Origin of the sequence: Vibrio hyugaensis, assembly GCF_002906655.1 — a bacterium.
Lineage (GTDB): Bacteria > Pseudomonadota > Gammaproteobacteria > Enterobacterales > Vibrionaceae > Vibrio > Vibrio hyugaensis.
Window position 1 is genome coordinate 621,566 of sequence record NZ_CP025794.1, and the last position, 26,529, is coordinate 648,094.

Genomic DNA, 26,529 nt, shown 5'->3' on the forward strand with positions numbered 1-26,529 from the left:
CTCTCTTAAACTCGGTCGAGATCCAAGCGTTGGCTACTTCCGTGACTAATTTTCAAATAGTGGTACGCCTATCGAACGAACTGAGGCGTAAATCTGATCATCGATGGTAATTGTTATATGTGTTACTGACGCATTTCCTATCGCTAATGTCGAATACCATCGTGGATTGCGCCAATCCACCCCCAACACATGGGCGAGAATCATTCTAATTACGCCACCATGCGTGACAATTAGCAAGTTGTCATTGATATCATTAATGATTTGAGACCAAGCACAAGTTACGCGATGAGAGAAATCGTCTAGGCTCTCAGCATTCGGCAAGGTGTGTTGTGCAGGTGCTTTCCAAAACGCGTCGAGCTTGTTCCAATGCTCAGAAAGCATGTCAAATGGGATACCGTCGAAATCACCAAAATCCAACTCTTGAAGTTGTGGCTCCACATGCAAAGGCAAAAGTTGCTGCTCTGCAAGTATCTGAGCAAGATCGTGACAACGTGACAAAGTAGAGCTAATGATCCCTTCTACTTCTCGACCCGTTTGTTGCCAGGCTTGTGCAATTTTGCGTTGCTCAACATCATCAACGTTTAAATCGGCTTGTCCGTGTAAACCTGGGGCTGCGTTCACTTTCCCGTGTCGCAGTAAATAGATATTCAGCGTTTTCATTTCTTCCCTTCCTGTGGTTTGAGCTCAAGCGGCAAGCCCGCAGCGACAAACGTGACTTGCTCACATACGATCGCCAATTTTTGATTCATCCGTCCCGCATTATCAACAAAGTAGCGACTGACAGCGCCGAGCGGCACAATACCCATGCCGACTTCGTTAGAGACAAAAATCAGCGTCGCTTCAGATTGTGCTATCGCATTTACCAACCGCTCAATTTTTTCCTCTAACCGCTCATTACAGCAGTCATCACCGAGTTCAAAGATCCAGTTGTTGAGCCAAAGCGTAAGGCAGTCAACTAACACGACATCTTGAGACGAAAACTCACAAATGAGCTCAGGCAAGTTAAGCGGACATTCATGTTCAATCCACCCAGCCCCTCGCTGCTGTTTATGGTGAGCAATGCGTTGCCTCATTTCCTCATCAAAAGGCAATGCCGTCGCCACGTAGTGAAGCGTTCCGTTTTTATTTTGTGCCCACTGTTGCGCCCTGCTCTCTGCTAAGCTCGATTTTCCTGAACGCGCACCACCTAGAATAAGTTGCTTCATAATGAATGACTAAATGCGATAAGAGTGAGATAAACAAGCAACTCTGCAAGCTGCTGCGCGGCACCAAGGCAATCGCCAGTAAATCCGCCGATACGTTTGGTCAGCCAGCGTTTAAAGCCGACACGAAACAGTGCCAACACCAATATGATAACCACTGCCTGAGTCACGCCCAATAACAGCGCTACAACCCCACCTGTGAACAGTAGTATCGCGACTTCTAAGCTCGATTGTTTGTTCGCTAACGGTTTACTTTTCGAGGTATCCGCGTCACTAACGTAAGGCATGTCATATATGAGAGTGGCTGCTAGCGCTCGGCTCACGGTGTACGCCACGACGATCATCAGCCAAAATTGAGGTTCATTGGCTAACTCGCTCCAAAATACAAACTTCGCCAGCAGCGCCATCATTAGCGTTGCCGCTCCGTAAGTCCCGATGCGGCTGTCTTTCATGATGGTTAAGCGGCGCTCTAACGTCATACCACCGCCAATACCATCCGCCATATCCGTTAAACCGTCTTCATGGAACGCGCCGGTAAGCAGCAGGCTAAATACCATGGTTAACACGATGGCAACTGAGTTTGGGAACAACAGACTCGCCAGTGAAAACACAGCTGCGCACAGTAGCCCTAGCAACACTCCGACCAAAGCAAAATATCGACCCGCTTGGTTCATGCGCGTTTCACTGTAAGGTAAATCAGAAGGCACTGGTATACGGCTAAAAAAGCTTACTGCGAGCAAGAAAAGCTCACTCTGATAGCGCAAAGAACGAGTCTCTGAATGGAGTGTATTATCCGAAGCAGACACTAAACCGTCACTCCCGCACTCTCAAAGCTCGCCATGTTGTTGTAAAACTGAGCCGCCGCTTTTACCAGTGGTAAAGCAAGTGCGGCTCCGGTCCCTTCACCCAAGCGCAACCCAAGATCCAAGAGAGGCTCAGCTTGTAAGCATTCCAGCACAAACTTGTGCCCATTTTCTTCTGAGTTATGTGCAAACAGCATGTAATCTCGCGTCTCTTCATCTAATAGAGTCGCGACGTAAGCGGCTACAGATACGATAAATCCGTCGACCAAGACTGGCGTTTTATGGCGTTTCGCTTCTAAGAATGCGCCAACTATTTGCACGATTTCGAACCCACCGACTTGAGCCAACGCGCCTTTAGTATCAAGGTCACGACAGCGATTCACACCTTGTGCAACTAGCTTGATCTTGCGGTTGAGTTGCTCTTGAGTAATACCCGTACCATAGCCAACACAATGGTCTACTTCCAATGGACTCAGCGCAGTTAACAGTGCCGATGCAGAACTTGTATTGCCAATCCCCATCTCGCCAAACATCAACAAGTTCGAACCACTCAGGATCGCGTGTTCAGCAACTTTGGCACCATATTCCAAACCTAGCGCGACTTGTTCTAGTGACATCGCTGTTTGTTTAGCAAAGTTTGCCGTGCCATTTCCCAGACGTTTCTCAATCAAGTTGGGATGATGTTTAAAGTCCGGAACTAAGGTATCGATGGGCGACAACATGCCACAATCAATGACCTTAAAGTCAATTTGGTTGAGGTCACAGAAACAATTAATGGCGGCACCTCCAGCAAGAAAATTCGCCACCATTTGTTGAGTCACAGCACTTGGCGCAATGCTCACCCCTTCTTCAGCGATGCCGTGATCACCAGCGAATACCAACATGGTTGGTTTGCGAATTTCTATTGTTTCAACCGCTTGCGGCTTATCTTGGCTTTGAATTAGCGCCAGTTCTAAGGCTACTTTTTCGAGCAAACCAAGAGCGCCTACTGGTTTGGTTTTGTTATCAATGCGAGCTTGAATTTCTGAGGCAAAAGAGCGATCCATGATGATGGTTCCTTATTATTTATTTTGGACGAGCAACAGAGAACGTCTTTTCTAGCGTGGCGTACTCATTTCCACCAAGCCTTGCTAATGGGTCAACCGCAAGAGCGTCGACTTTTAAACGATCACCTTCCATGGATATGACCCGTTCATCGACATAAATGTGTTCAATTTCTGCAAAGATCAAACTTTGTGGTGTCTCCCCCATCTCTATCACTTCATGCAACTTACAGCCGAATGCAATTGGCGCGCCCTTTAAGCGAGGTAATTCGCATCCTTGAAATTGAGTAGTCTCAAGCTGAGTGGTGAGCAATTCAGACTCCCCATGTTCTAACGTGGCAGAAGACTGAGTGACTTGTTCAGCGAGTTCACTCGTCGCAATATGAATCACCAATTTACTAGTTTCTAATGCATTTCGAGTGGTGTCTTTGATATCTCCATTGGGCTTCTTACCAACTGAAATCATTAACAAAGGAGGACGGCTAGAAACGGCGGTGAAATAAGAAAATGGCGCGAGATTGAAATTTTGCTCACCCGAATCAGTAAGCACCCAGGCAATTGGGCGAGGAATAACGGTCTGAGTCATCAAATGATACACCTGCGTAGGTGCAAGTGTACTGAGATCTATGTTCATACGACGTCCTTGGTCTGAAAAGTCTCGAATGAGCCAATGGCTCGTTTTTTAAAGACAACAAGTGTACGCCTCTTGTGTGCAATTTCACCTAATTTTCTCTTTTTGACTGGCACTTTTGTCATTTCGACTGTCATATTGATAAAAATGAAAATTAAGAGAGAACTTTTCATTCATGATGAATGTTGAAGCGACATTGAATAAATAAAGAAGGCACTATTGATAAGCTGAAATTAAAACCAACTAGTCAAAACCAGAAACGCAAAACCTCAATAACACCATGTTTTAATTAAATTAATTCAACACTATGCGCATTCATTCAACCAATGCGCTGCTCATAATTTTGACTATCGTTTTCCTTCAGAGCAATGTTGGCATGCCTGATGCAATTAAGGATTGTCCCTAACAAAAAAGCGAGAAATCATGTTTGCCAATCAAAGTCGTCGCCCCGCTAAGAGAGGCAAGCCTAACCCAACCCGCCAACCTCGGCGATCCATACCCTTATCATTCTCCTAACAAAAAAGACCCGTTTGTCCCGCGGGTCTTTTTATTTTTGAAAAGACAAAACAAACAAGTTAAATATCAAACATTGTATTCATGCCTAATGTTTGTTCAGGTAAATCAGCTACAATAGCGTAAGCATTTGTTCTTTATGAGGAAGAAGACAATGAGTAACAATACGAACGCATGCGTCATCATTGCTGGTGCGACTGGGCTTGTCGGCAAAGCTGTCATCAATAAACTGGTTTCACAACCAAGCATTGATACGCTCTACTCCCTTTCTCGAAAATCCTTGACTGATGTCGCCGATCCTGACAACAAGATTATCCCCATCCTAGATGCTGAGTTAACCATTCATGACTGGGACGAACAACAACCTACCCCAAACGTCGGCTTTATTTGCTTAGGAACGACGCTAAAACAAGCAGGCAGTAAAGATGCTTTGCGCAGAATCGATGTGGAATTGGTGTGTAAAGTCGCGCAACAAATGAAGATGATCGGTGTGAAACGCCTAGCTGTGGTTTCCAGCTTAGGTGCAAAAGCCTCTTCATCGTCTCATTATCTTGCTTGTAAGGGCCACATGGAAAAAAACATCGAGAAAATGGGCTTTGATGAAGTGGTGTTTGCAAGACCTGGTCCCTTAGTCGGTCAACGTGAAAACCCTCGAACTGATGAAAAGCTCATTCAAACGCTTTTCAAAGTCATAAGGCCACTTATGCTGGGTAATTTGGCTAACTTTGTGCCAATTCATGCCCAAGATGTAGCCAAAGCGATGATTTACCAAGTTTTCAGCTATCAAGAAGACCCTATCGTTTATTTGCATCGGAGAGAAATGCTCGACCTCATAAAGCACTACGATTAAAAACCTGGTTGGAATTCGCTCTAAATCAATAATTAACGAGAAGTGCGTCGCGTATTTATATTCATTTTAGATCTATCTAATACCTGTTTTTCATTTTTAAAGTTATATCCCGAACGTTATCTTACGCCATCAGTTTATAGCTCTATATAAAAAAACAGTCAGCATTTAGCGCTGATTGATAAGGTCAAATTATGAATTTCTCAGTGGTTGCCTCTCTGGCGGTGTTTGTCGCCATACTATTCTTACTTTTTAGCCAGCAACAAAAACAGAACACCCTATCTCGTCTTGTTCTGATCGGCCTGGTTACCGGTTCACTTTTCGGTCTTGCTCTACAACTGATTCATGGTGAGGGCAGCGATGTGATTGCTCAAACTCTTGAGTGGGTTGGCATCGTCGGCAGTGGTTATGTTGGCCTGTTGAAGATGGTGATAATGCCATTAGTACTTGTCTCTATGATTGCTGCGGTAGTCAAATTGGAGAAAGGCGGCTCACTGGGCAAAATTTCTAGCCTGACGATTTCTGTTTTATTAGTAACTACCGCGATTGCTGCGCTTATCGGTATTGTTGTCACCTCAACGTTTGGCTTGTCAGTAGAGGGCTTGACCGAGGGTGCGCGCGAAACCGCTCGTATTGCTGTATTAGAGAGCCGAGCAGGCAGTGTGAGTGACCTGACTATTCCCCAAATGCTAATTAGCTTTATTCCAACCAACCCATTCGCTGACCTAACGGGGTCACGTTCGACCTCTATCATCGCTGTGGTTATTTTTGGTGTTTTGGTGGGTATCGCCGCGCGCAAAGTCATGGCAGAAAAAGAAGAATTGGAATCTCCTATTCGTACTTTCGTTGAAACCGCTCAGTCTATCGTGATGCGTTTAGTTAAGATGATCATGGCATTAACGCCTTACGGTATCGCGGCATTAATGGCAAAAGTGGTCGCAACCTCAAGTGCTGGTGACATCCTTAACTTGTTGGGTTTCATCGTAGCATCGTACGTTGCTATTTTGCTTATGTTCCTTGTACACGGACTACTAGTGTCTTTCGTTGGTGTAAGCCCAGCAGAGTATTTTAAGAAGATTTGGCCAGTACTGACTTTCGCATTTACATCACGCAGTTCAGCAGCAACGATTCCACTGAACGTTGAAGCGCAAATCACTAAGCTTAATGTGCCACCTGCAATTGCTAACCTCTCGGCATCGTTTGGCGCAACAATCGGCCAGAATGGTTGTGCTGGTATCTACCCTGCGATGTTAGCCGTGATGGTTGCGCCGACAGTAGGCATTGACCCTTTAGAAATTAACTTCATTCTGTCATTGATTGCGATTATCACCATCAGTTCATTTGGTATTGCTGGTGTAGGCGGCGGCGCAACGTTTGCTGCACTTATCGTACTCCCTGCAATGGGATTGCCAGTAACGATTGCCGCGTTACTTATCTCTATCGAGCCTTTGATTGATATGGCGCGTACTGCACTAAACGTATCAGGCGCAATGACGGCAGGTACGATTACCAGTCGCCTATTGAAGTCTTCTGAAAAAGAGACACGAATGGAAGAACAAAAAGCGTAGATCACTCACTGTTTCAACCAGTCAAATAATCAAGCCGATGGTTTTCCCGTCGGCTTTTTTGGTTTTCAGGCTCGCTAAAATAAAAGCATGGCGAATCTCCCCAACCTTTTTCAAAGACTTACTAGAGTCTAAATAAGATTTGCGGCAAATAGGTTTGTTAGCAAAATATGTTATGATATAACATTACAACAAAGTAAATCCGCATACGAATAACATCGGAGGTTATATCATGACTTCAACTTTAACCGAGTCCATTACAACTGAAGCCTTGGGAAACACACAAAAAACGACTGGTTTCAGTGCACGAAAAGAACCGACGGTGTTGGCAGACATTTATCAAGAAGACATCAATATCGCGATTTGGCAGCGTCAATTTGATCAACAACTTATTGATGCAAGCAAAGCGTTTGTTACATCAAACCCCAACTTTGGTAAGTCGTTGAGCGTCTCCCCAGAAAATGCTTTAGAAACGTTGCAATTCGCAACTGACGGAAAAGCGCCAGAAGTGCTACTAAGAAATATTGCTGAGTTGGTTGATATGTTCTGCTATTTGTTTGAACTAAAAGATGCAGGATTACGCCTCGCAATGCTCAATAGCGCAATGTGTCCCCGCTTTCACGTTGACCAAGTACCTTGCCGATTGGTTACGAGCTATTTTGGTAGCGGCACGCAATGGCTTCAAAATAGTACTGTCGATCGCTCTAAATTGGGGCGCGGGAGTAACGGATTGCCAGATTCAGAGTCGGGCTTATATGACGTAGAGTCTGATATACAGCAACTTGCTTGTGGTGATGTTGCCCTTCTTAAGGGTGGGCGCTGGATAGGTAATGAGCATACGGGCTTGGTACACCGCTCACCGAACATTATGTCTAACGAAACCCGATTATTAATGACATTGGATTTTGGTTAGGAAAATACACAGCGCTCAAATAGCGCCAGTTATTCGATAAAGAAATGCCTTACTGCTTACACGCTAACCAGACATAAATTATCAAGCTGATGCTTATACGACCTCTTTTTCATTTTCACAACTTCACCTTGCATCTTTCGTTGCGAGTCAAGGCGTTGAATGGTCTAATACTCCCATCGGTTCCGTAAACGGTAAGCAGAATGCACCAAGATAATCAGCCCACTTTTTTCTTCTTTGACTACGAGACTTGGGGTACAAGTCCAGCCAAAGATCGTCCGAGCCAATTCGCTGGTGTTCGTACAGATGAAAACTTCAATATCATCGGCGAACCATTAGTCATGTATTGCCGACCACCTGCTGATTACCTCCCTTCTCCCGAAGCAGCTTTGATTACCGGTATCACGCCGCAAAAAGCAATGCAAGAAGGCTTACCCGAGCCAGAATTTATTGCAAAAATTCACGCAGAGCTTTCGAAGCCAAAGACCACTAGCCTTGGATATAACAGTATTCGTTTCGATGATGAAGTGACACGCTACACCTGTTACCGTAACTTTATCGACCCTTACGCATGGAGCTGGCAAAACGGCAACTCACGTTGGGATTTATTGGACGTAATGCGCGCATGTCATGCGCTTCGGCCAGAAGGCGTGGAATGGCCAGAAAATGATGAAGGCTTTACCAGCTTTAAATTGGAGCACTTGTCGGTAGCCAACGGTATCGAGCACAGTAACGCCCATGATGCGATGGCAGACGTCATCGCGACCATCGAAATGGCGAAGAAAGTCAAAGCGGCACAACCGAAGCTGTTTGATTACTTTTTCTCTATGCGTAACAAACGCAAACTGAACGACCTTGTTGATATCGTCAACATGACACCGTTAATGCACGTTTCTGGCATGTTAGGGCGTGAATGCCAGTATACAAGCTGGATCGTACCTGTCGCTTGGCATCCAACAAACAACAACGCCGTTATCACGATCGACTTGGCAAAAGATCCTCAGCCGATCCTCGACCTTTCGGCAGAAGAGCTAAAAGTACGTTTGTACACCAAACGCGATGAATTAGGAGACTTGCTTCCTGTGCCTGTCAAACTGGTGCATTTGAATAAGTGCCCTATTCTTGCTCCCGCAAAGACTTTGACAGCCGACAACGCAGAGTTGATTGGTATTGATCGCCAAAAATGCTTAAGCAATCTTGCTTTACTTCGTCAGCATCCAGAGATCCGAGACAAACTTATTAGTCTATTCTCTATTGAGCGTGAATTCGAAAAGAGCGATGACGTCGATACGCAGCTGTACGATGGATTTTTCTCCCCAGCCGATCGAGCAGCAATGGATATCATCCGAGAAACGGATCCAAACAACCTCGCAGCTCTTGATATCGAATTCGACGATAAACGAATTAAACCACTGTTGTTCCGTTACCGTGCGCGTCATTTTACGGGCACGTTGGATGAGCAAGAGCAAAGGCGCTGGGCGCAACATTGTCGTGAAGTCTTCGAAAGCCAAATCGAAGAGTACATGTTGAATTTAGAAAACTTAGTTCACGAACATGAAAGTGACGAAAAGAAGATAGCACTATTAAAATCTGTCTATCGTTACGTAGAGAGCCTAGCCTCCTAATTTCTTACCTTGTTCAAACGCACCTTCGGGTGTGTTTGTTGTTTTATATGCTGTCAAAATGATTAAAGACCGATTACTACAGCTGATCCATTTGCTTATTTCCCTCGCACTTATTATGGGAGCACTTGGTATCGGCAACACAATTCAAAAATTCGCTGGCATCTCCGTTCCCGGAAGTGTTCTTGGTATGCTTGTGCTGTTTTTCTCTATGACCCTTGGCTTCGTCAAAGTCGAATGGGTTAAGCCTGGCGCGACGCTTTTCATTCGCTACATGATCTTATTGTTCGTCCCAATCAGTGTTGGTTTGATGCAGCACTTTGATATGTTGTTGGCGAATGCGCTGCCAATTATTGCGAGTGCAGTAGGCGGCTCACTGATCGTATTGGTCAGCTTAGCGTGGTTCTTAGATTACTTGCTGAAGGAGAAACACTAATATGTGGTTACTTGTCACTATTGTTGTTTTCCTAGCAGCACGTCAAATCGCCATTAAGGTCAATAATCCTATCGCGAATCCGCTACTGATCAGTATCGCTGTGTTAATTCCATTGCTTACCTTTTTGAAGGTACCGTTCGAGACTTACTATACCGATAACGAGTACATCAGTTTCTTACTCCAACCGGCTGTCGTAGCACTAGCATATCCACTCTATGAACAGCTCCCTCAAATCAAAGCGAACTGGCGTATTATTGCTCTGGCCTGTTCTTTGGGCAGTGTGATGTCTATGTTGACAGCGACACTGATTGCCGTTGCGTTCAAAGCAGATATTAGCCTAATTGCGAGTTTAGTGGGTAAATCGGTAACGACGCCTATCGCAATGGAGATCTCTAGCCACTTAGGTGGTGAAGCCGCTGTTGCCGCCATTCTTGTGCTTATTGTTGGCTTATTCGGTGCGATTTTGGCGTATCCAATCTTCAATCTTATCGGCATCAAACACCCTATTGCGCGCGGATTAACAATGGGTACCGTTTCCCACGCGCTTGGCACCGCAACTTGCGCAGAGAAACAACCCGGTGATGCTGCCTTTTCATCACTCGCACTCGTGTTGTGCGGTATTATCACATCGATACTTGCGCCAAGCTTCTTTGCTCTAGCCGTTTGGTTATACCAATAAAGATAAATGCCAAAGCCTGCTCTTTCTTGACGTAAATAGACTGAGCCGGCTTTAACTCCTTTCCAAAAAATTCGCAGTATGAATCTAAGTTGATATAGTTATTTATGGGACAGAGATAACGTTAAGCCTCTGTGCAATCGAATACATGTGTGAGCTCACTCTAACTATGTAACGTAAATCATCATTACAGACATTAACGTGATCCAAAGCACAGAACATTTCCATCTTTCGCATAGAATAACTGTCCATGCAATAACAAGGATTCAACATGAAAAGTCGCATTGAACAGGCGCTAGCAAGCGCTCCTGAAGCACTTTCAACACATTTTGCTCCTATCGTTCTCGCTGACGATTTTGATGCCACTATTTCTGAGCAACAGTTTGATGAGCTGCTGAACGCTACCAACCTTTCAGACAAAGAGCTTCGTGTTGCTCTACTTCCTTTTGCCGCAGCGTTTTCTTACGCTCCGATTTCTGAGTTTTATGTAGGTGCGATTGTTCGCGGCCTATCAGGTCGTCTTTATTTTGGCGCGAACATGGAGTTTTTCGGTGTTCAGCTAGGTCAAACCGTTCATGCTGAGCAGTGCGCTATTAGCCACGCTTGGATGAAAGGCGAACATGGCGTAAAAGACATTACCATCAACTACAGCCCTTGTGGTCACTGCCGTCAGTTCATGAATGAACTAAGCACCGCGAAAGAACTGAAGATCCAATTACCAGAACGTGAAGAAAAGTCACTTCATCACTACCTTCCTGAAGCGTTTGGTCCAGCAGATCTAGGCATTGAGTCAGGTCTTATGGCAGAGGTGAAGCACGAGTTTGTTTGTGATGAAGACGATGCTTTAATCCAAAAAGCCGTCAATGCGATGAACATCAGCCACGCGCCATACACTAACAACTTAAGCGGTATTGCGCTTGAGATGAACAGCGGTCGCGTATTCCAAGGCGCGTATGCAGAGAATGCAGCGTTCAACCCTAGCCTTCCTCCACTTCAAGTTGCTCTGATTCAGATCTTGATGTCGGGTGAGCAGTTTGAAGACATCAAAGCAGCAGCCTTGGTTGAAAACTCACAAGGCAAGATCAGTCACCTAGCTGATACTCAATCAACGCTAGAAGCACTAAATCCTGATATTCCAGTGAGTTTTGTGAACGTTTAATTCATACGATGCTTAAGAGATAGGCTCTACTTGAAGTAGGGCCTTTTTTATTATCAAAAACCATACGCAAACGTTTGCTTCATCCGTAAAAATCAGTATGATCCTCTGCAATTTCTGTTTCATCACTTTATTTTGTAAGGGAACACTATGTTCGGTACTGCTACTAGCACTCATGCTACCCGTGTATTACTTTTGGGCTCTGGCGAGCTTGGTAAAGAAGTGGCAATTGAATGCCAACGTCTTGGTTTGGAAGTAATCGCATGCGACCGTTATGCCGATGCTCCAGCGATGCAAGTAGCGCATCGTAGCTACGTCATCGACATGCTTGATGGTCAGGCACTGGAAGAGATCATCAACAAAGAGCAACCTGCTTACGTGGTTCCTGAAATTGAAGCCATCGCGACAGATAAATTAGTCGAATTAGAAGAGAAAGGCTTGAATGTTGTTCCTACAGCGAAAGCAACTAAGTTAACAATGAACCGTGAAGGCATTCGCCGCCTTGCTGCTGAAGAGTTGGCGCTAAACACTTCCCCTTATCAGTTTGCTGATAGCTTTGAGGACTTTAAAGCGGCAGTAGAACATGTTGGTATCCCATGTGTTGTGAAGCCAGTGATGAGCTCTTCAGGTAAAGGTCAAAGCGTAATCAAAACAGAAGACGACGTGCAAGCGGCTTGGGACTATGCACAAGAAGGCGGTCGCACGGGTGCTGGTCGTGTCATTGTTGAGGGCTTTATTGATTTCGATTACGAAATTACGCTCCTGACGGTACGTGCAGTTGATGGAGTGCATTTCTGTGCCCCGATCGGACATCGCCAAGAAGATGGTGACTACCGAGAATCATGGCAACCTCAAGCAATGTCCGACAACGCCATCAAAGCGGCTGAATACACAGCAGAGAAAGTCGTTAATGCACTAGGTGGCTACGGCATCTTTGGTGTAGAGCTGTTTGTTAAAGGCGATAAGGTTATTTTTAACGAAGTTTCCCCTCGCCCACACGACACTGGCATGGTAACCATGATTTCTCAAGAAATGTCTGAATTTGCACTTCATGTTCGCGCGTTTACTGGTATGCCGATTAACAGCATCGTTCAGTATGGTCCTTCAGCATCAGCAGTCATTCTTGGGCAAGGCACCTCCACCGATATCCGCTTTGATAATATTGCAAAAGCACTGGCTCAACCACAAACACAAGTTCGCTTGTTTGGTAAGCCAGAAATCGACGGTCGCCGTCGCTTAGGTGTCGTTTTAACGCGCCGTAAAACTATTGAAGATTCGATTGAAGATGCAGTGAACAGCGCATCTAAAGTACAGATCGTTTACTGATTTCGTTAATCAGCTCGATATGTACAAAAGCGCAGCTCAATTTGGTTGCGCTTTTTCTTTCTGTGGGTTCGAAAAGCCCTTTATTCGCTCTCTATTAAGTACACTTCTTCAGAGAAGCGACTTAGACCTTTCTTCGCAATTTTCGGATGGTTTTCGTCGGCTTGGTCGACATTCAAACAAGTTACCTTATAACCCGCAAACAACTGTTCAATCTCTTCGACTGGCACGCTAAATGGAGGTCCTGACATCTCATCCTGTGGGTAGTTAAGAGTCACAAGTAAAATACGTCCGCCAGGGTTCAACAGTTGCTTAAGACGAGCTACGTATTCTTCTCGCATCTCTTGAGGCAATGCAACCAAGGCTGCACGATCATAAATGATATCGGCTTTAGAAACTGGCGCAGTAAAAAAGTCACCCGTATAAATGGACAGCTCGTCGAACTGATACAGCTCATGCATGCCGTTAATCGACGTAACGGTCGGGGTATAGAAATGCTCTGCAAAAAATGCTCTTACCGCAATTTGGCTTAGCTCAACACCTTGAACCTCGTCATGTTTCGTCGCAAGCCAAATTAGGTCTTCAGACTTACCACACAGAGGAGCCAACACGATGTCTTCACGTTTTGGGTTGGTGCGTTGCCAAAATACTGGCAATAGTGGGTTTACATCATCTAGGTGAAAACCGATTTGGTTACTCGCCCATTTGTTGTGCCAAAATTCTTGATCTCTCATTTTACTTCTACTTGTCGGCTGATAAATACAATGAGCATTAACGCTACTTTGTGGGCTAAGACTAATGATTTTTTCAAATTTGTCTATGTTGTTCATCTTTGGTTAATACAGCATTGGTAGAATAGCTATCGTTCAAGAATGAACCCTTCCTTTTTCTGGTTGTCAGAATAAAGGCAAGCGAAATGGTGATCTGGAACACGATTCTACTATTAGGTTAAAACTCAGCCTTGGAATCTTTCACAGAGCCCCCATTAACTAGGTAGTACCTGATTTGCGAATCTTAGTGACCTTTTCGTTACCCATTTTCTAAGTGCAAGCAAGTTAAGGAGAGTGAATGAGCTTATTTCTACGTACTACAGCATTGATGCTTCTAGTACTAAGCCGTGCGCCGGCGTTCGCCGCACTTCCAAATGTCACAAATAACGAACAAGATCGTTCAGCTAGTCAAAACGAAGTTTGTTCAAAATTGTTCAAGCATAGCCTTAGTGGTTTGTATGGCATTCAGTCAATCGACTCCAAACCAACTCAGCCTTATTCAGATTTCGACGTACTTTACAGCAAAGCTCACCAAGCGCAGTTCGAGCTAGAAACTATCTGTAAAAGTACTGCCCTTCTTACTGATGCTCAGCCTTACTTTGCTGGCGTTAAATCTCAGCACCGTGCCGAAGAGAAAATTGTTCACGAATTGGACGGTCAAGTAAACCGAATCACTGACCTAGCACGTGCGACCATTGTTGCTGACGATGTAGCAAGCTTGGTTTCGGTATACGAAGCGTTAGAGCGTGAAACAACGATAGTTAAAGTGAAAAACCGCTTTAAAAAACCAACCGCTTCCGGTTATCGAGACCTAAACCTCTTAGTTCGCTTGCCTAAGACCAACCTCGTTGCCGAAGTGCAACTGCATTTAAAAGCTATTGCGGATGTAAAAAACGGTCCAGAACACGACTTATATGAACAGATTCAGAAATTAGAGCGTCAAGCTCTAGTGGAGGATCGCCATTTGAATGACTTAGAAATGGCATCAATTAGAAACATGCGTACGCAATCTAAAAACTTGTATCAAGAGGCATGGCATCCATACCTAACGACACACTTAGAAGCGGCATAATTGACATAAACTGATGCACCTAATACTAAAAACCCACCGAAATTGCGGTGGTTTTTTATTTGTTCTTTAGTAAATACCGAAACGTACAGACAAAAAGACCACGACAAAGCGTGGTCTCAATCCATGTTACATGGCTTACTGGTCTGCCTTTAAGTTCTCTACGCGAGCTTTCAACTTCTGACCCGGGCGGAACGTAACGACACGTCGAGCAGTAATTGGAATATCTTCACCAGTTTTCGGGTTACGACCAGGTCGTTCGTTCTTATCACGAAGATCGAAGTTACCAAAACCTGACAGTTTTACCTGTTCGCCACTTTCCAGTGCCTTACGAATTTCTTCAAAGAACACTTCCACCGTTTCCTTGGCGTCCCGTTTACTAAATCCCAATTTATCAAACAGGTTTTCTGCAAGTTCGGCTTTTGTGAGCGCCATAAAACTTTCCTCAAAGCTATGTTAAACAATGCTACCTTATGTGTAGCGCCAGAGCAGTTTTACCCTACCAATTCAACAACATATCGGGGTTACATCAGGAAGTGTATGCCAAGCTTATGATTTTCGCCAACTTTTTTCTTTGCTAATATATCGTTCACTGGAAGAGGAAGCTACTTTACCCACCAATATTTCGAGATTTTACTTTAATTCTCTCTTTTCAAGGAAAAATATCCAGTTCAAATTACTAGTTTAAAAACAAAAAGCAACATTAATCACTATTTAACAAAAATGTCAGATACTGGTCACTTTACAAACAATTGACAAAAAACTTTCCAATTTTTCAGTGGTTTGAGTGATGAGCAATATAGATCTGACCAGTACTATTCAGGTTACCTTTAATGCAGATACTGCTGGTTTTTCCATAAAAAGAAAGCTTGAACAGTGCCAATATTCTGATGAGATAGCAATGACGACATAGAGAAACATTGGTACTGTTTGCAAATAAATAACTCCCGTTCAGAGCGCCCAATGTTTCACCAAGTCATCAGTATTCTGTTCCCTGTTTTTGCTTTAGCTTGTGCGGGTTATTTAGTCGGACGTTATATCAAACCAGATTTTCGGCCGATCAATCGCATCAACATGGATGTGTTTACTCCTGCATTGGTCTTTTCGTCTTTGGTCAGTATGCCTCTTGATATTGGGCAAGTCCCCCTACTACTGGCCGCAATTATTACTGTTATCGTTCCTGGATTACTCATGCTACCCATAGCCAAGTTAACAGGACTCTCTTTCAAAGCGTGGGCACCACCACATATGTTTAGAAATAGCGGAAACCTTGCAATTCCGTTGTTCACCTATACTTTTGGCGAGCTAGCTCTCCCTTCAGCAGTATTGTTGTTTGTGGTTTCTGCCTGTTTACATATCAGTTTGGGCGTGATGCTTCTAAGTAGTGGTAACCCATTGAAGCAAATGTTTAAAATGCCTATTTTTATCTCTGCTGCTTTAGCACTCATCATCAACCTTTCTGGATTCAACGTTTGGCCACCATTTTACGAAGCGACCGCTTTACTTGGACAAGCCGCTGTCCCTGTCATGCTGCTTTCTCTGGGCGCTCAGATGTGTAACTTAAGACTTGGTGGTTTGAAAGTAGGGTTGCTTTGTACAGTGCAGTCGTTGTTAACTGGTGCGGTCGCCTTTGCGGTAATTTATTGGCTTATCCCACTTCCAACCATGCAATTGCAAATGATGGTGCTATTTACAATGTTGCCACCAGCAGTGATGAATTATCTTTTTGCCGAACGATTGAACATAGAACCAATGACCGTCGCCTCTATGGTGCTATTTGGTAACTTCTTTAGCATTCTCACGCTACCATTACTGTTAATGTTTACGCTTTCATTAACATAAAGGCATCAAAGATCGCGGACCACACAGCGATTAACAATGTTACACTGCACCAATAACTCAATAGAATGTCAGGCTATTTCATAATCGTGCGTACCGTTATCCAAATTAGTGATTGCCACTTAAGCGATGAATCCAGCTTTAACCGCCTTCGCAAAGCCCTTAACACGGCTCAAAATGAAACAACCTGTGACACTCTCTTACTGACTGGAGACCTATGTTGCAACCCTAGGGCTAGCGACTATCAAGCTTTGCTTGCGTTCTTAAATAAACATATCCAAAACAAACACGTTTATGCCATTGCAGGCAACCATGATGACTTCATCCTAATGAAAGAAGAATTTCGTGATAGCAGCGTTGATGTTGTTGAAAAAGCGGAAATTCATGGGCGAGAAGTATTGTTTTTAGATTCGAGCGCTAAACCATTAGATGAACACCATCCTCTTGGCTCTGGCCGAGTTGATAACCGTGGAGTAGCCCGCTTTAAACGGCAGCTTCGTCATGCAACCAACCCGATTGTCGTTGTCCACCATCCCATTATTCCTGTCGGCTCAGACTGGATGAAAGCGATTTGTTTGGAGAACGATGCAAGCTTACTTGCGCTTTTGACTAAGCATCGAGTTCAAGATGTAATTTGCGGGCATGGTCATGATGCACTAACGGTGACGAAACAAGGTGTGACTCAACATATGGCCCCCGCCACCGCTTACGGCTTTGACCACAGTATTGACGAATACAACCGAAGTGAAAAGATTGGTGTGAGTAAGATTTGCTTTGAAGATGAAAGGATCAACGTGGAGACAATTTGGCTCTAGCTATTCCCTATTCCCTATTCCCTATTCCCTATTACAAAAATACAAAAAACCCTGCCAAACTGGCAGGGTTTTCATTTCTTAAGAAGATACGTTACGCGAGATTAGTCACGTAGAGACGCACCAAACTTCTCAGAAACGTGAGCAACGATAGCGTCAACCGCACCAGCGATATCTGCGTCTTCAAGCGTACGCTCTAGTGACTGTAGAGTCAGAGCTATTGCTAGGCTCTTCTTACCTTCTTCAACGCCTTTACCTACGTAAACGTCGAACAGTTTCGCATCTTTAAGGAACTCGCCACCTTGCTCTAGACAAGCGTTAACGATGTCACCAGATGCAACAGCCTCGTCCACGACTACCGCGATATCACGACGGTTTGAAGGGAATTTAGAAAGTGCTACCGCTTCTGGGATCACTTTGCTGTTGATTGCAGACCATTCGATTTCGAATACGATAGTACGACCGTTTAGACCGAACTTACGCTCAAGCTCAGGGTGAACTGTACCGATCACACCCACTTCTTTGCCATCTACGATGATTGTCGCAGATTGACCTGGGTGAAGTGCTGGGTTAGCTTTTTTGCTTTCATGTGACAGTGCAGCGAAAGAGTATGCTTTTTCGTTCGCAGATAGCTCTAGAATCGCTTCTAGATCGCCCTTAAGATCGAAGAAATCAACAGTGTTAGTTTCGATATCCCAGTGCTCTTCACCGCGAGTACCAGCGATAACACCTGCAAGCATTGGCTCTTGGCGCATACCGTTTTCTGCAGATTCACATGGGATGAAACGTAGGCCGTATTCGAATAGACGAACGCGTGGCTGTTGACGTTTCTGGTTGTGAACAACCGTGTTCAGCAGACCTTGGATAAGACCAAGACGCATCGCTGACATATCCGCTGAAATTGGGAATGGCAGGATTAGCGGCTCAACACCTGGAACAACTAGCTTTTGTTGCTCTGGCTCAACGAAGCTGTATGTAATGGCTTCGTGGTAACCACGGTCAACAAGAAGATCACGAACGCGTTTCAGTGGAAGATCCGCTTCAACGTGGTTATGCATCTTAAGCGCTGCTGCTGGGTGTTGGTTAGGGATGTTGTCGTAACCGTAAATACGGCCAACTTCTTCAATCAGGTCTTGCTCGATAGCGATATCGAAACGCCATGTTGGCGCTACTGCCATCCAACCTTCTTCTGAAGCTTCAACAGTCAAACCTAGGCGCTCTAGGATTTCTACTACGTCAGCATCAACAATGTGATGACCTAGTAGGTTGTCTAGTTTAGTACGGCGTAGAGCAACTTTGTTTGGCTTAGGTAGGTCTGCTTCAGACTCTACAGCAACAACAGGTGCAACTTCACCGCCACAGATTTCAACAAGAAGCTCTGTTGCACGTTCCATTGCGTTTACTTGCAGTGCGTAATCCACACCACGCTCAAAACGCATAGAAGAATCTGTATGCAGACCGTAGCTACGTGCGCGGCCACGGATGTGGTCAGGTGCAAAGAATGCACATTCGAGTAGAACGTCTTTAGTTTCTGTTGTTACACCAGACTCCTCACCACCAAAGATACCTGCGATTGCAAGTGCTTTGTTGTGGTCTGCTACTACTAGTGTATCTGCGTTTAGTTCTGCTTCGCTGCCGTCAAGAAGAGTTAACTTCTCACCTTGCTCAGCCATACGAACTACGATGCCACCCTCGATCTTCGCTAGATCGAATGCGTGCATTGGTTGGCCTTGTTCTAGAAGCACGTAGTTAGTGATGTCTACAACAGGGTCGATAGAGCGAATACCACAACGACGCAATTTCTCTTGCATCCATAGTGGCGTTTCAGCTTGAACGTTTACGTTCTTAACCACACGACCTAGATAACGTGGACACGCAGCTGGAGCTTTCACTTCGATAGACACTTTGTCTTCGATTGAAGGTGCAACAACGTCTACTGAAGGCTCTGTTACGTCTGCACGGTTGAGTACACCTACTTCACGTGCCATACCGCGAATGCTGAAACAGTCCGCGCGGTTTGCCGTTAGATCTACATCAACTGTTACGTCATCTAGACCTAGGAATTCACGGAAATCGGCACCGATTACTGCGTCTTCTGCTAGTTCCATGATGCCATCAGATTCTACGTCAATACCTAGTTCAGTGAATGAACAAAGCATGCCGTGTGATGGTTGACCACGTAGTTTCGCTTTTTTGATTTTGAAATCGCCTGGTAGTACAGCGCCGACTGTTGCTACTGCAACTTTAATACCCAAGCGACAGTTAGATGCACCACAAACGATGTCTAGAAGCTCTTCTTCACCAACATCTACTTTCGTTACACGTAGCTTGTCTGCATCTGGGTGCTGACCACATTCAACAACGTGACCAACTTTAACGCCGTTGAACGAACCTGCAACTGGCAGTACGTCGTCAACTTCTAGACCCGCCATTGTAATTTGGTGAGTTAGTTCGTCAGTGGTAATCGAAGGACTAACCCACTCACGAAGCCATGATTCGCTGAATTTCATAGTGATTTATCCCCTGGATTACTTGAACTGTTTTAGGAAACGAAGGTCGTTCTCGAAGAACGCACGTAGGTCGTTTACGCCGTAACGAAGCATCGTTAGACGCTCTACACCCATACCGAATGCAAAACCAGAGTATTTCTCAGGATCGATGCCTACACTGCGTAGTACGTTCGGGTGAACCATGCCACAGCCTAGAACTTCAAGCCATTTGCCGTTTTTACCCATTACGTCTACTTCAGCCGAAGGCTCTGTAAATGGGAAATAAGATGGACGGAAACGAACTTCTACTTCTTCTTCAAAGAAGTTACATAGGAAGTCGTGCAGAATGCCTTTTAGTTGAGCGAAGTTCACGTTCTCATCAACTAACATGCCTTCCACTTGGTGGAACATTGGCGTGTGCGTTTGGTCGTAATCGTTACGGTATACACGGCCCGGTGCAATGAAACGGAATGGTGGTTTGCCATTTTCCATTGTACGGATCTGTACGCCAGACGTGTGAGTACGAAGCATCAAATCAGGGTTGAAGAAGAAAGTATCGTGGTCAGTACGCGCTGGGTGATCAGCGGCAATGTTTAGTGCATCAAAGTTGTGGAATGCATCTTCGATTTCTGGACCAGACTCAGTATTAAAGCCAAGTTCACCAAAGAACTTTTCAATACGCTCAACAGTACGAGTAACTGGGTGTAGACCACCGTTCTCGATACGACGACCTGGTAGTGTTACGTCAATCGTTTCTGCTGCTAGCTTCGCTTCAAGTTCTGCACGTTGTAGTGCATCTTTACGGGCTGCGATAGCTTGCTGAACTACGCCTTTCGCTTTGTTGATCTCTTGACCCGCTTCACGGCGCTCTTCTGGTGGTAGTTTACCTAGGCTTTGAAGCTGAGCAGTTAGCTCACCTTTTTTACCTAGATACTGAACACGCACTTCATCAAGTACGACTAGCGATTCTGCGGCTTCAATTGCTGCACTCGCGTTAGCAATGATCTCTTCTAGATGTTGCATCGTTTCCTCATCTACCTATTGGTAGTATCCATAAGGGAGTGATTGGTTTTTTGATAGCTGTACATAGTAGCCAAACCCGCCACCAAAGCCAAATTGAATTATGAAAAGAAGAGGTTATTGAATAAAAAGAACACAAAAACGCAAAAAAAGCAGCTTCGCACGTAAATCCCTAGGATTATGGCTTGCTGCTTTGCGCATAAATACCGCAGTTTCGTCCCCAAGTAAAAACACTTTAGGTTAGTCGACAATGCTAAAAATAGTATTGAATGGATAGCTCGATAAAGTCATCGTCTCTGGCGAAGTAAAGCAGATCGGTAGGCGTTTCGTTTTTAAACAACCATGCATCTATCTGCCATTTAAAATGATTTGAAATACGGCTGGAAGCTTCCAGTTTCGCGTTATACACATCTGAATTATCGAGATCTTGGGTGATACCCGTTAATATTTCAGTTCCATCTTCATCATTCAGCGCCAATCGAATACCCACAAACACATCATTTTGTCCGATGTTTTGTGCATTATTGCCTCGACTATCATAAAGATACTCACCAATAATACCCAAATCCCAAGCCGTTTCGAATGCACCAACTATCGTGTACTCAAAACCTGTGACAGCACCGACATGATTATCATAACTGTCACGATAAACACTTTCCAACTTCCAGAGCCAGTCACCGACGATACCTTGAACATCAAGACCGACATGGCTCATTAGGGCATAGTAAGGTTTTAACTCCCCTTGCTCAAACCGAAAATACGGGTCACGGTTTGTTCCGTAGACATAGCTCAAGCCAACATCCCAATCCCCAAACATCTGCGCATACCGGAAAGCAACATCAACATGCTTTTCTTCTCGGCTAGATTCGTAGATCGCATCATCAGAGACCACTGGTTCAATTCTCAAACGTCCATCTTTGCCTGCAAATGTTCGTTCGCGAAAATAAGGCAACACCATGGCATCGACTACTCCCCAGTCTTTGACTGACGTAAAGTGGACCATGGGTTGACCGAGTTTATCTTCACCATCAACGGCTTCTACCGCATCGACTTGGTTTATGACATCAACCAAATGTGCTGACTCAGTCACACCCCAGAAGACTTTACTGATGCCGACACGTAGCTCGTAGTCATCCCAATAAGTTAAATACAACGCTTCGCGAATATCACCATGAGTCCGCTCGTCATCCATACTGTCTAAACGATAAAAGGGAGTGAACGTGAAACTGGCTTCCCCATCTTGTAGGTCCCAGTAAAACTCCGGCTGCAAGACCAGTGAAGTTTGTCCTTTCCCCTGCCCCTGAGCACCATCGGAGAAAAACTGACGATGCTCGATGTTGACCTGTCCTGCTAACTCAACCGCCAATAAAGAGCCAGAGAGAGGCATAGTGGTTAGGCCAGCGAATATCATACTGGCCATGTTTACCCTACTCATTCGATCTCCTTACTTAACGCGCTTAAGTATGTTTTTGTTGAAATCGGTGTCTTTTAATCCAGTTTGGAACGTTAACTCACTTGTTGTCAGCTCAGTACTTTTGCCGGTCTGGTGATTGGTCATCGCCATCGTGTGCGCACGCCAATATTGATTTAAGTACTGTTTGTAATCAGAGAAAACCAAAGTCTTAAGTAGCGCGCCTTTACGGTCATAGAACTCTACTTTCATTGGACGATAATGCGCTTTGTCCAACCACACTACTTGCTTGGTGTAACCTGAATTTTTATCGGTTGGAATTTGCTCTAAAACAAACGTATCTTGCCCGTTGATAGCGTCATCCTTGAGATAGTTAAATCGATACTTCTCGATTTCAAACGAACTTAGATCTTCGTACGCAAACTCACTGCCCATAAATGGCCCCGACTTATTACGTGATGCAATACGTTTGACGCGCTTTAATGCAGGTAGATAGAGCCATTGGTCATCGGAACCCACTGTATGTGAATGATTAAGGAAAGCGGTACCTTTTACATCTCGTGGCTCATCAAAAATGGTTAACCCTTTGTCACCATCATCAACTACCTCAAGAGACTTCAAGCGCATCGCTCGGGTACTGCTTTCCCCTTGAGCATTTCGCAGGATCATTTGCATTGTCGCAACAGAATCACGCCAACCTTCGTCACGAACCTTGCGTTCTTGTGCAATTTCCAAACCTTTGGCTTCGTCAGCCCAAGAAAATGGCGTCATGAGAAAAGAGGCTGCTATTAACGCTACTTTCAATCGCGTATTGAGTAAATTCATCATTCTATCCTTGTCTGTTTTCAGAATTACAACTGAGTTGCCGTAACACTTTTCTGTGAGTCCGTATCGGGGTTATTTATTGCCTTGCTTTGGGCATAAGCTTCTTTATCGAATAACATCAATAACGTTGGTAGGAATAAGAAATCCACAACTAAGGCAATAAAGATGACTATCGCACTCAGTTGGCCCATGTCAGCATTCAAACGGAAGCTCGACATTGCCAAAACAGAGAAACCTGCGACTAAAACGACAGTCGTTATCCAAAGTGCTCGCCCCACCGTGTGGAACGCATATCTAACCGCTTGCTCGGCAGTTTGCCCTTCTTTACGTGCGCGTTGATATTTTGACAAAAAGTGCACAGCGTCATCGACCACAATCCCGAGTGTCAACGTCACTACGACAGACAATCCTAGGTTGATTTCTCCTGAAATCAGCGCCCATAAACCAAAACCAATCACGGCTGGTGCGATGTTTGGCACCAAGCTGATCAATCCTAACTTGAGAGAGCGAAGCGCAAAGATGAGCAGTGCAGAAATAAGCACTAATGTGATAGGTAAGGTAGAAAGCATACTTGCCATGTTGGTTTCGCCAATGTGGGCAAACATCAACGAAGGGCTCGACGCAACGACTTCATATTGATGCGCGTTTTCCGCAAACCAAGCGTAGATACGATTCTCAAGGTCAACCAATTCAACGCTGCCTAAGTTATCGACGGTCAAAACCATTTTAATTGAGGATTTATCAACGTTAATTTGATTGTTGAGATCTAACCCATAAGGCAGTGACATTTCGTAAAGCAGCAAATACTGCGCGGCTAATTCACGATCTTGTGGTAGTGAATAATAAGCATCATCATCGTCGGCATGCATGTTTTTATTTAAACGCTTATACACATCCGCCAGAGTTGCGACATGATCAGTTTCCGGCTGAGCACGCAACCAATCGGTGAAACTACCAATCGAGTTCAAAAATATTGGGTCTGCTATTCCCTGCGACTCATTAGTTTTGATGGCAATACTGATGTTTGTCATCCCACTGATTCGCTCTTCCATAAAGTCAGCGGCTTGGCGAAAATCGCTTCGTGAATCAAAGTACTTCACAGATTCATCATTCACTTTGTTTAGCGGGATTAAGCTCGCACTGACAACGATCACTAGAACAGAAAGGGGTAACAAGGCTTTTCGATTTGTCACCACAAAATCGCCTAGCTTATCCATAAAATCAGAACCGTTTTTCGATGTATTTTGTTTGACTCGTATCGGTAACAGTTTTAATAAGGCAGGCAACAAAGTAACGGATAAGAAACAGGCAATCATGACGCCCAGTGCGGACAAATTACCGAAGTCTCGTAACACTGGAGAATCCGACATATTCATCATCAGAAAGCCAATCGCCGTTGTTACTGAAGTAATAAGGATTGGCATGAAGTTGAGTGCAATACTGCGTTCTATCGAATGCGCTTTGCTAAATCCATTTTGCATAGACTGACGCATCGTAGCGATAACGTGAACACAATCTGCAACCGCGAGTGTCATGACTAAAGTTGGGACATTGACCGTCGCCGTACTCAGGAACATACCTGCCCAACCAGATAGTCCCATAGTTGCCATCACGGACCCGATAATCACGACCAAGGTCGCAATCACACTCAAGAAGGAACGTAACATAATGGTTAGGAACACGAGAATAACAAGCAACATCGTAGGGACCAGCGTAGAACTGTCTTCTTGCGCAGCCGTCATAAAGGCGTAGTTCATTGCGATAATGCCTGCTTTATGAAACTCGACATTTGGGTAGTTCTGCTGGTATTGCTCAATCATCCCATTGATGTGATTCATCACCTCTTGAACTTCAGCGGTCTTATCAACTTCGGGCAATTGAACCGTGATGTTTACAATCGTTACGTCGCCATTCTCAGAAATCAAAGCGTTTTTAATCACTGGTTCCGTCAAGGCAATGTGCTTAACTTTGGCAATGCGCGCCGGCGTTAATTCATAGTCTTCATAAAGTAGGTCTTCGACAAGCAGATCATCTTCGATTGCTTCGGTATGTTGATAATTCGCAATCGAATCAACACGACTTGAGTAAGGGACTTGCCATGAATCAACCGTTAAGTTTTGGACAAGTTGGAGGGTTTCAGGGGTGAAGACACCATCGTTATCCGGTGCAATAACAATGGCTAAGTTATCGGTTTTAGCAAAGGTCGTTTGAATTTCATCAAAGGCAAGCAACTGCTTATTAGTGCCATCAAAAAAGATATTATAGTCACCACGGAAATAGAGATTCTTTCCTCCGATGGTCGCGACAATCACGAGTAATACCGTTGCCAGCAATACCCAGATACTGTACTTGGTTGGAATCTTCCCCCATTGTCCGGTGGAAGTTTGTTGAGCTTGGCGGTGTTTCATCACACTCTCCCTTTGTGACGTTTCGTCAAAAGACGGAGCAAAAAAGCAGCTTTCACTGTTTCTCGATCCAGATTCGCTTTAAACCTTGTTGTTGCATCACCTTTATTAAAATTATTGATGCAAAAACAATCGTTATTGACGATCCGTCAAATAGTGTGATTAAAAAACCAATCTTTATTGGATTGGTTTTTTGCATTCATGGGTATCAGCGATTCACTGAGTCTAAGAATGCAACTTCTTCACTGAACAATTCCTGCTCCACTCGACGCCAAGTTTTACGGTAGTCCCACTCTGTTGAGAGCGGCAACCATCCAAGGCCATCAAGTAACATATTCGCATTGTGAAGCACAGAGAAGGGGTCTTGTAGACGCTGGATACAACGACTGTTCGATGCATTTTGCGCCAGCGCATTAGAACCAAAAGCAATAGACCAGTTAGCAAACACAATGGCATCTGAGCCAACAGCTGGAGAAAACTTAAGATCCCCTACTTCTACTGCATGGTTTACCAAAGCGTCCGCACCGGATATCACTTCTTCTTCCAACTGGTTTAATTCGTTAAGGCGCGTTGGAGATGCTTTTTCTATCACCCACGGCGTTTTAGCAACAATTGCACACGTTGATAATACAGGCTCCATGCGAGCATAAATACGATACCCAACATGCATCGCAATGATCTTCTCGCGAGTATTGCCATCAAAGTTTGCCGTACGCTCGAAGAACACGGCTTCACTCTTCAATGAATGGATACATAAAGCAAGAATCACGTCTTCTTTGCTACAAAAATGGTTGTAGATGGTCCCTTTTGAATAAGGGCTCGCTGCGGTTAGCTTATCCATGGTGAGATTTGCAAACCCCTGCCCTTGCACCAATGACTTCGCAAGCTGAATCAACTCTACCTCACGATCGGCAATCGCCTGTTGTTTCTTCGTTAAGCCGGAAACAACGCGACAGTCTTCCTGTTTGTCATTCTTTTTGCAGCCAAAATTAAACATAATTCTTTGATCCGTATCCCCATGTGACGCTAACGAATAGTAACACGAATATGATTGGCAGAAAGTTCATTACCTTTCTGACGAATCGTCATAATTGACACATCGTCATGTTAGCTCACCAATTACACATTTCAAGTATGAATCTATAAATCACTAAAAATAACT

General features: G+C 44.6%; 24 protein-coding genes. 11 read left to right on the plus strand and 13 right to left on the minus strand.

Annotated features, from left to right (window positions below; all coding sequences use genetic code 11):
* Positions 1-45: 45 nt before the first annotated feature.
* Genes cobC through C1S74_RS03600 form a run of 5 tightly spaced genes read right to left on the minus strand, consistent with a single transcriptional unit; the run spans position 46 to position 3,682 of the window.
* Positions 46-660 (minus strand): alpha-ribazole phosphatase family protein, encoded by a 615-nt coding sequence (cobC, locus tag C1S74_RS03580; RefSeq protein ID WP_045401533.1) that lies wholly within the window; start codon positions 658-660, stop codon positions 46-48.
* Positions 657-1,205 (minus strand): bifunctional adenosylcobinamide kinase/adenosylcobinamide-phosphate guanylyltransferase, encoded by a 549-nt coding sequence (cobU, locus tag C1S74_RS03585; protein ID WP_045401536.1) that lies wholly within the window; start codon positions 1,203-1,205, stop codon positions 657-659. The genes cobC and cobU overlap by 4 nt, the downstream gene beginning before the upstream one ends.
* The gene (locus C1S74_RS03590; protein WP_045401539.1) at positions 1,202-2,008 is read right to left on the minus strand and encodes an adenosylcobinamide-GDP ribazoletransferase; all 807 of its coding nucleotides are present in this window, start codon (positions 2,006-2,008) and stop codon (positions 1,202-1,204) included. The genes cobU and C1S74_RS03590 overlap by 4 nt, the downstream gene beginning before the upstream one ends.
* Positions 2,008-3,051 (minus strand): nicotinate-nucleotide--dimethylbenzimidazole phosphoribosyltransferase, encoded by a 1,044-nt coding sequence (gene cobT / locus C1S74_RS03595; RefSeq protein ID WP_082039078.1) that lies wholly within the window; start codon positions 3,049-3,051, stop codon positions 2,008-2,010. Before cobT ends, C1S74_RS03590 begins: the two co-directional genes overlap by 1 nt.
* A 19-nt stretch (positions 3,052-3,070) precedes the next feature.
* Complete coding sequence (locus C1S74_RS03600; protein ID WP_045401545.1) at positions 3,071-3,682, minus strand: flavin reductase family protein; 612 nt, start codon at positions 3,680-3,682, stop codon at positions 3,071-3,073.
* Between the two features lie 664 nt (positions 3,683-4,346).
* Here C1S74_RS03600 and C1S74_RS03605 point away from each other — a divergent pair.
* From C1S74_RS03605 to purT, 8 genes are all read left to right on the plus strand, one after another.
* Positions 4,347-5,042, plus strand: coding sequence for an NAD(P)H-binding protein (locus C1S74_RS03605; RefSeq protein WP_045401548.1), 696 nt, complete (start codon positions 4,347-4,349; stop codon positions 5,040-5,042).
* 191 nt (positions 5,043-5,233) lie between these two features.
* Positions 5,234-6,607, plus strand: a complete 1,374-nt coding sequence (locus C1S74_RS03610) for an L-cystine transporter (protein ID WP_045401551.1) — start codon at positions 5,234-5,236, stop codon at positions 6,605-6,607.
* A gap of 229 nt (positions 6,608-6,836) precedes the next feature.
* Positions 6,837-7,517 (plus strand): DUF1826 domain-containing protein, encoded by a 681-nt coding sequence (locus tag C1S74_RS03615; RefSeq protein ID WP_045401554.1) that lies wholly within the window; start codon positions 6,837-6,839, stop codon positions 7,515-7,517.
* Positions 7,518-7,717: 200 nt separating this feature from the next.
* Positions 7,718-9,139: an exodeoxyribonuclease I gene (gene sbcB / locus C1S74_RS03620; protein WP_045401557.1), complete on the plus strand. Its 1,422-nt coding sequence runs from the start codon at positions 7,718-7,720 to the stop codon at positions 9,137-9,139.
* A gap of 58 nt (positions 9,140-9,197) precedes the next feature.
* Complete coding sequence (locus C1S74_RS03625) at positions 9,198-9,572, plus strand: CidA/LrgA family protein (RefSeq protein WP_045401560.1); 375 nt, start codon at positions 9,198-9,200, stop codon at positions 9,570-9,572.
* Between the two features lies 1 nt (position 9,573).
* Entirely contained in the window at positions 9,574-10,251 is a 678-nt protein-coding gene (locus C1S74_RS03630; RefSeq protein ID WP_045401562.1) for an LrgB family protein, read from the plus strand.
* Between the two features lie 268 nt (positions 10,252-10,519).
* Positions 10,520-11,407: a cytidine deaminase gene (gene cdd / locus C1S74_RS03635; protein ID WP_045401564.1), complete on the plus strand. Its 888-nt coding sequence runs from the start codon at positions 10,520-10,522 to the stop codon at positions 11,405-11,407.
* A 147-nt stretch (positions 11,408-11,554) separates the two neighbouring features.
* Positions 11,555-12,730, plus strand: a complete 1,176-nt coding sequence (purT, locus tag C1S74_RS03640; RefSeq protein WP_045401565.1) for a formate-dependent phosphoribosylglycinamide formyltransferase — start codon at positions 11,555-11,557, stop codon at positions 12,728-12,730.
* A gap of 80 nt (positions 12,731-12,810) precedes the next feature.
* Here the strand turns inward: purT and C1S74_RS03645 are convergent, their stop codons facing one another.
* The gene (locus C1S74_RS03645) at positions 12,811-13,461 is read right to left on the minus strand and encodes a thiopurine S-methyltransferase (protein ID WP_045401568.1); all 651 of its coding nucleotides are present in this window, start codon (positions 13,459-13,461) and stop codon (positions 12,811-12,813) included.
* Between the two features lie 334 nt (positions 13,462-13,795).
* Here C1S74_RS03645 and C1S74_RS03650 point away from each other — a divergent pair, with 334 nt between their 5' ends.
* On the plus strand, positions 13,796-14,569 hold the full coding sequence (locus C1S74_RS03650; protein WP_038868633.1) for a RelA/SpoT domain-containing protein: 774 nt from the start codon (positions 13,796-13,798) through the stop codon (positions 14,567-14,569).
* Positions 14,570-14,704: 135 nt separating this feature from the next.
* On the opposite strand, the gene ihfA is transcribed toward C1S74_RS03650, so the two are convergent.
* On the minus strand, positions 14,705-15,001 hold the full coding sequence (gene ihfA, locus C1S74_RS03655; protein ID WP_005427969.1) for an integration host factor subunit alpha: 297 nt from the start codon (positions 14,999-15,001) through the stop codon (positions 14,705-14,707).
* Positions 15,002-15,529: 528 nt separating this feature from the next.
* Here ihfA and C1S74_RS03660 point away from each other — a divergent pair.
* Both C1S74_RS03660 and C1S74_RS03665 read left to right on the plus strand, forming a co-directional pair.
* Positions 15,530-16,408, plus strand: coding sequence for an AEC family transporter (locus C1S74_RS03660; RefSeq protein WP_045401570.1), 879 nt, complete (start codon positions 15,530-15,532; stop codon positions 16,406-16,408).
* 86 nt (positions 16,409-16,494) lie between these two features.
* On the plus strand, positions 16,495-17,220 hold the full coding sequence (locus C1S74_RS03665) for a metallophosphoesterase family protein (RefSeq protein ID WP_045401573.1): 726 nt from the start codon (positions 16,495-16,497) through the stop codon (positions 17,218-17,220).
* A gap of 101 nt (positions 17,221-17,321) precedes the next feature.
* Here the strand turns inward: C1S74_RS03665 and pheT are convergent, their stop codons facing one another.
* The 6 genes from pheT to C1S74_RS03695 all read right to left on the minus strand — a co-directional run bounded on the left by pheT (position 17,322) and on the right by C1S74_RS03695 (position 26,364).
* Positions 17,322-19,727: a phenylalanine--tRNA ligase subunit beta gene (gene pheT / locus C1S74_RS03670; protein ID WP_045401575.1), complete on the minus strand. Its 2,406-nt coding sequence runs from the start codon at positions 19,725-19,727 to the stop codon at positions 17,322-17,324.
* Between the two features lie 18 nt (positions 19,728-19,745).
* Positions 19,746-20,729, minus strand: coding sequence for a phenylalanine--tRNA ligase subunit alpha (gene pheS / locus C1S74_RS03675; protein WP_038868637.1), 984 nt, complete (start codon positions 20,727-20,729; stop codon positions 19,746-19,748).
* A gap of 250 nt (positions 20,730-20,979) precedes the next feature.
* Entirely contained in the window at positions 20,980-22,161 is a 1,182-nt protein-coding gene (locus C1S74_RS03680; protein WP_045401578.1) for a hypothetical protein, read from the minus strand.
* 9 nt (positions 22,162-22,170) lie between these two features.
* Positions 22,171-22,962: an outer membrane lipoprotein-sorting protein gene (locus tag C1S74_RS03685; protein ID WP_045401581.1), complete on the minus strand. Its 792-nt coding sequence runs from the start codon at positions 22,960-22,962 to the stop codon at positions 22,171-22,173.
* A gap of 26 nt (positions 22,963-22,988) precedes the next feature.
* On the minus strand, positions 22,989-25,370 hold the full coding sequence (locus C1S74_RS03690) for an efflux RND transporter permease subunit (protein WP_045401584.1): 2,382 nt from the start codon (positions 25,368-25,370) through the stop codon (positions 22,989-22,991).
* A gap of 205 nt (positions 25,371-25,575) precedes the next feature.
* The gene (locus C1S74_RS03695; protein WP_045401587.1) at positions 25,576-26,364 is read right to left on the minus strand and encodes a TetR/AcrR family transcriptional regulator; all 789 of its coding nucleotides are present in this window, start codon (positions 26,362-26,364) and stop codon (positions 25,576-25,578) included.
* Positions 26,365-26,529: the final 165 nt, after the last annotated feature.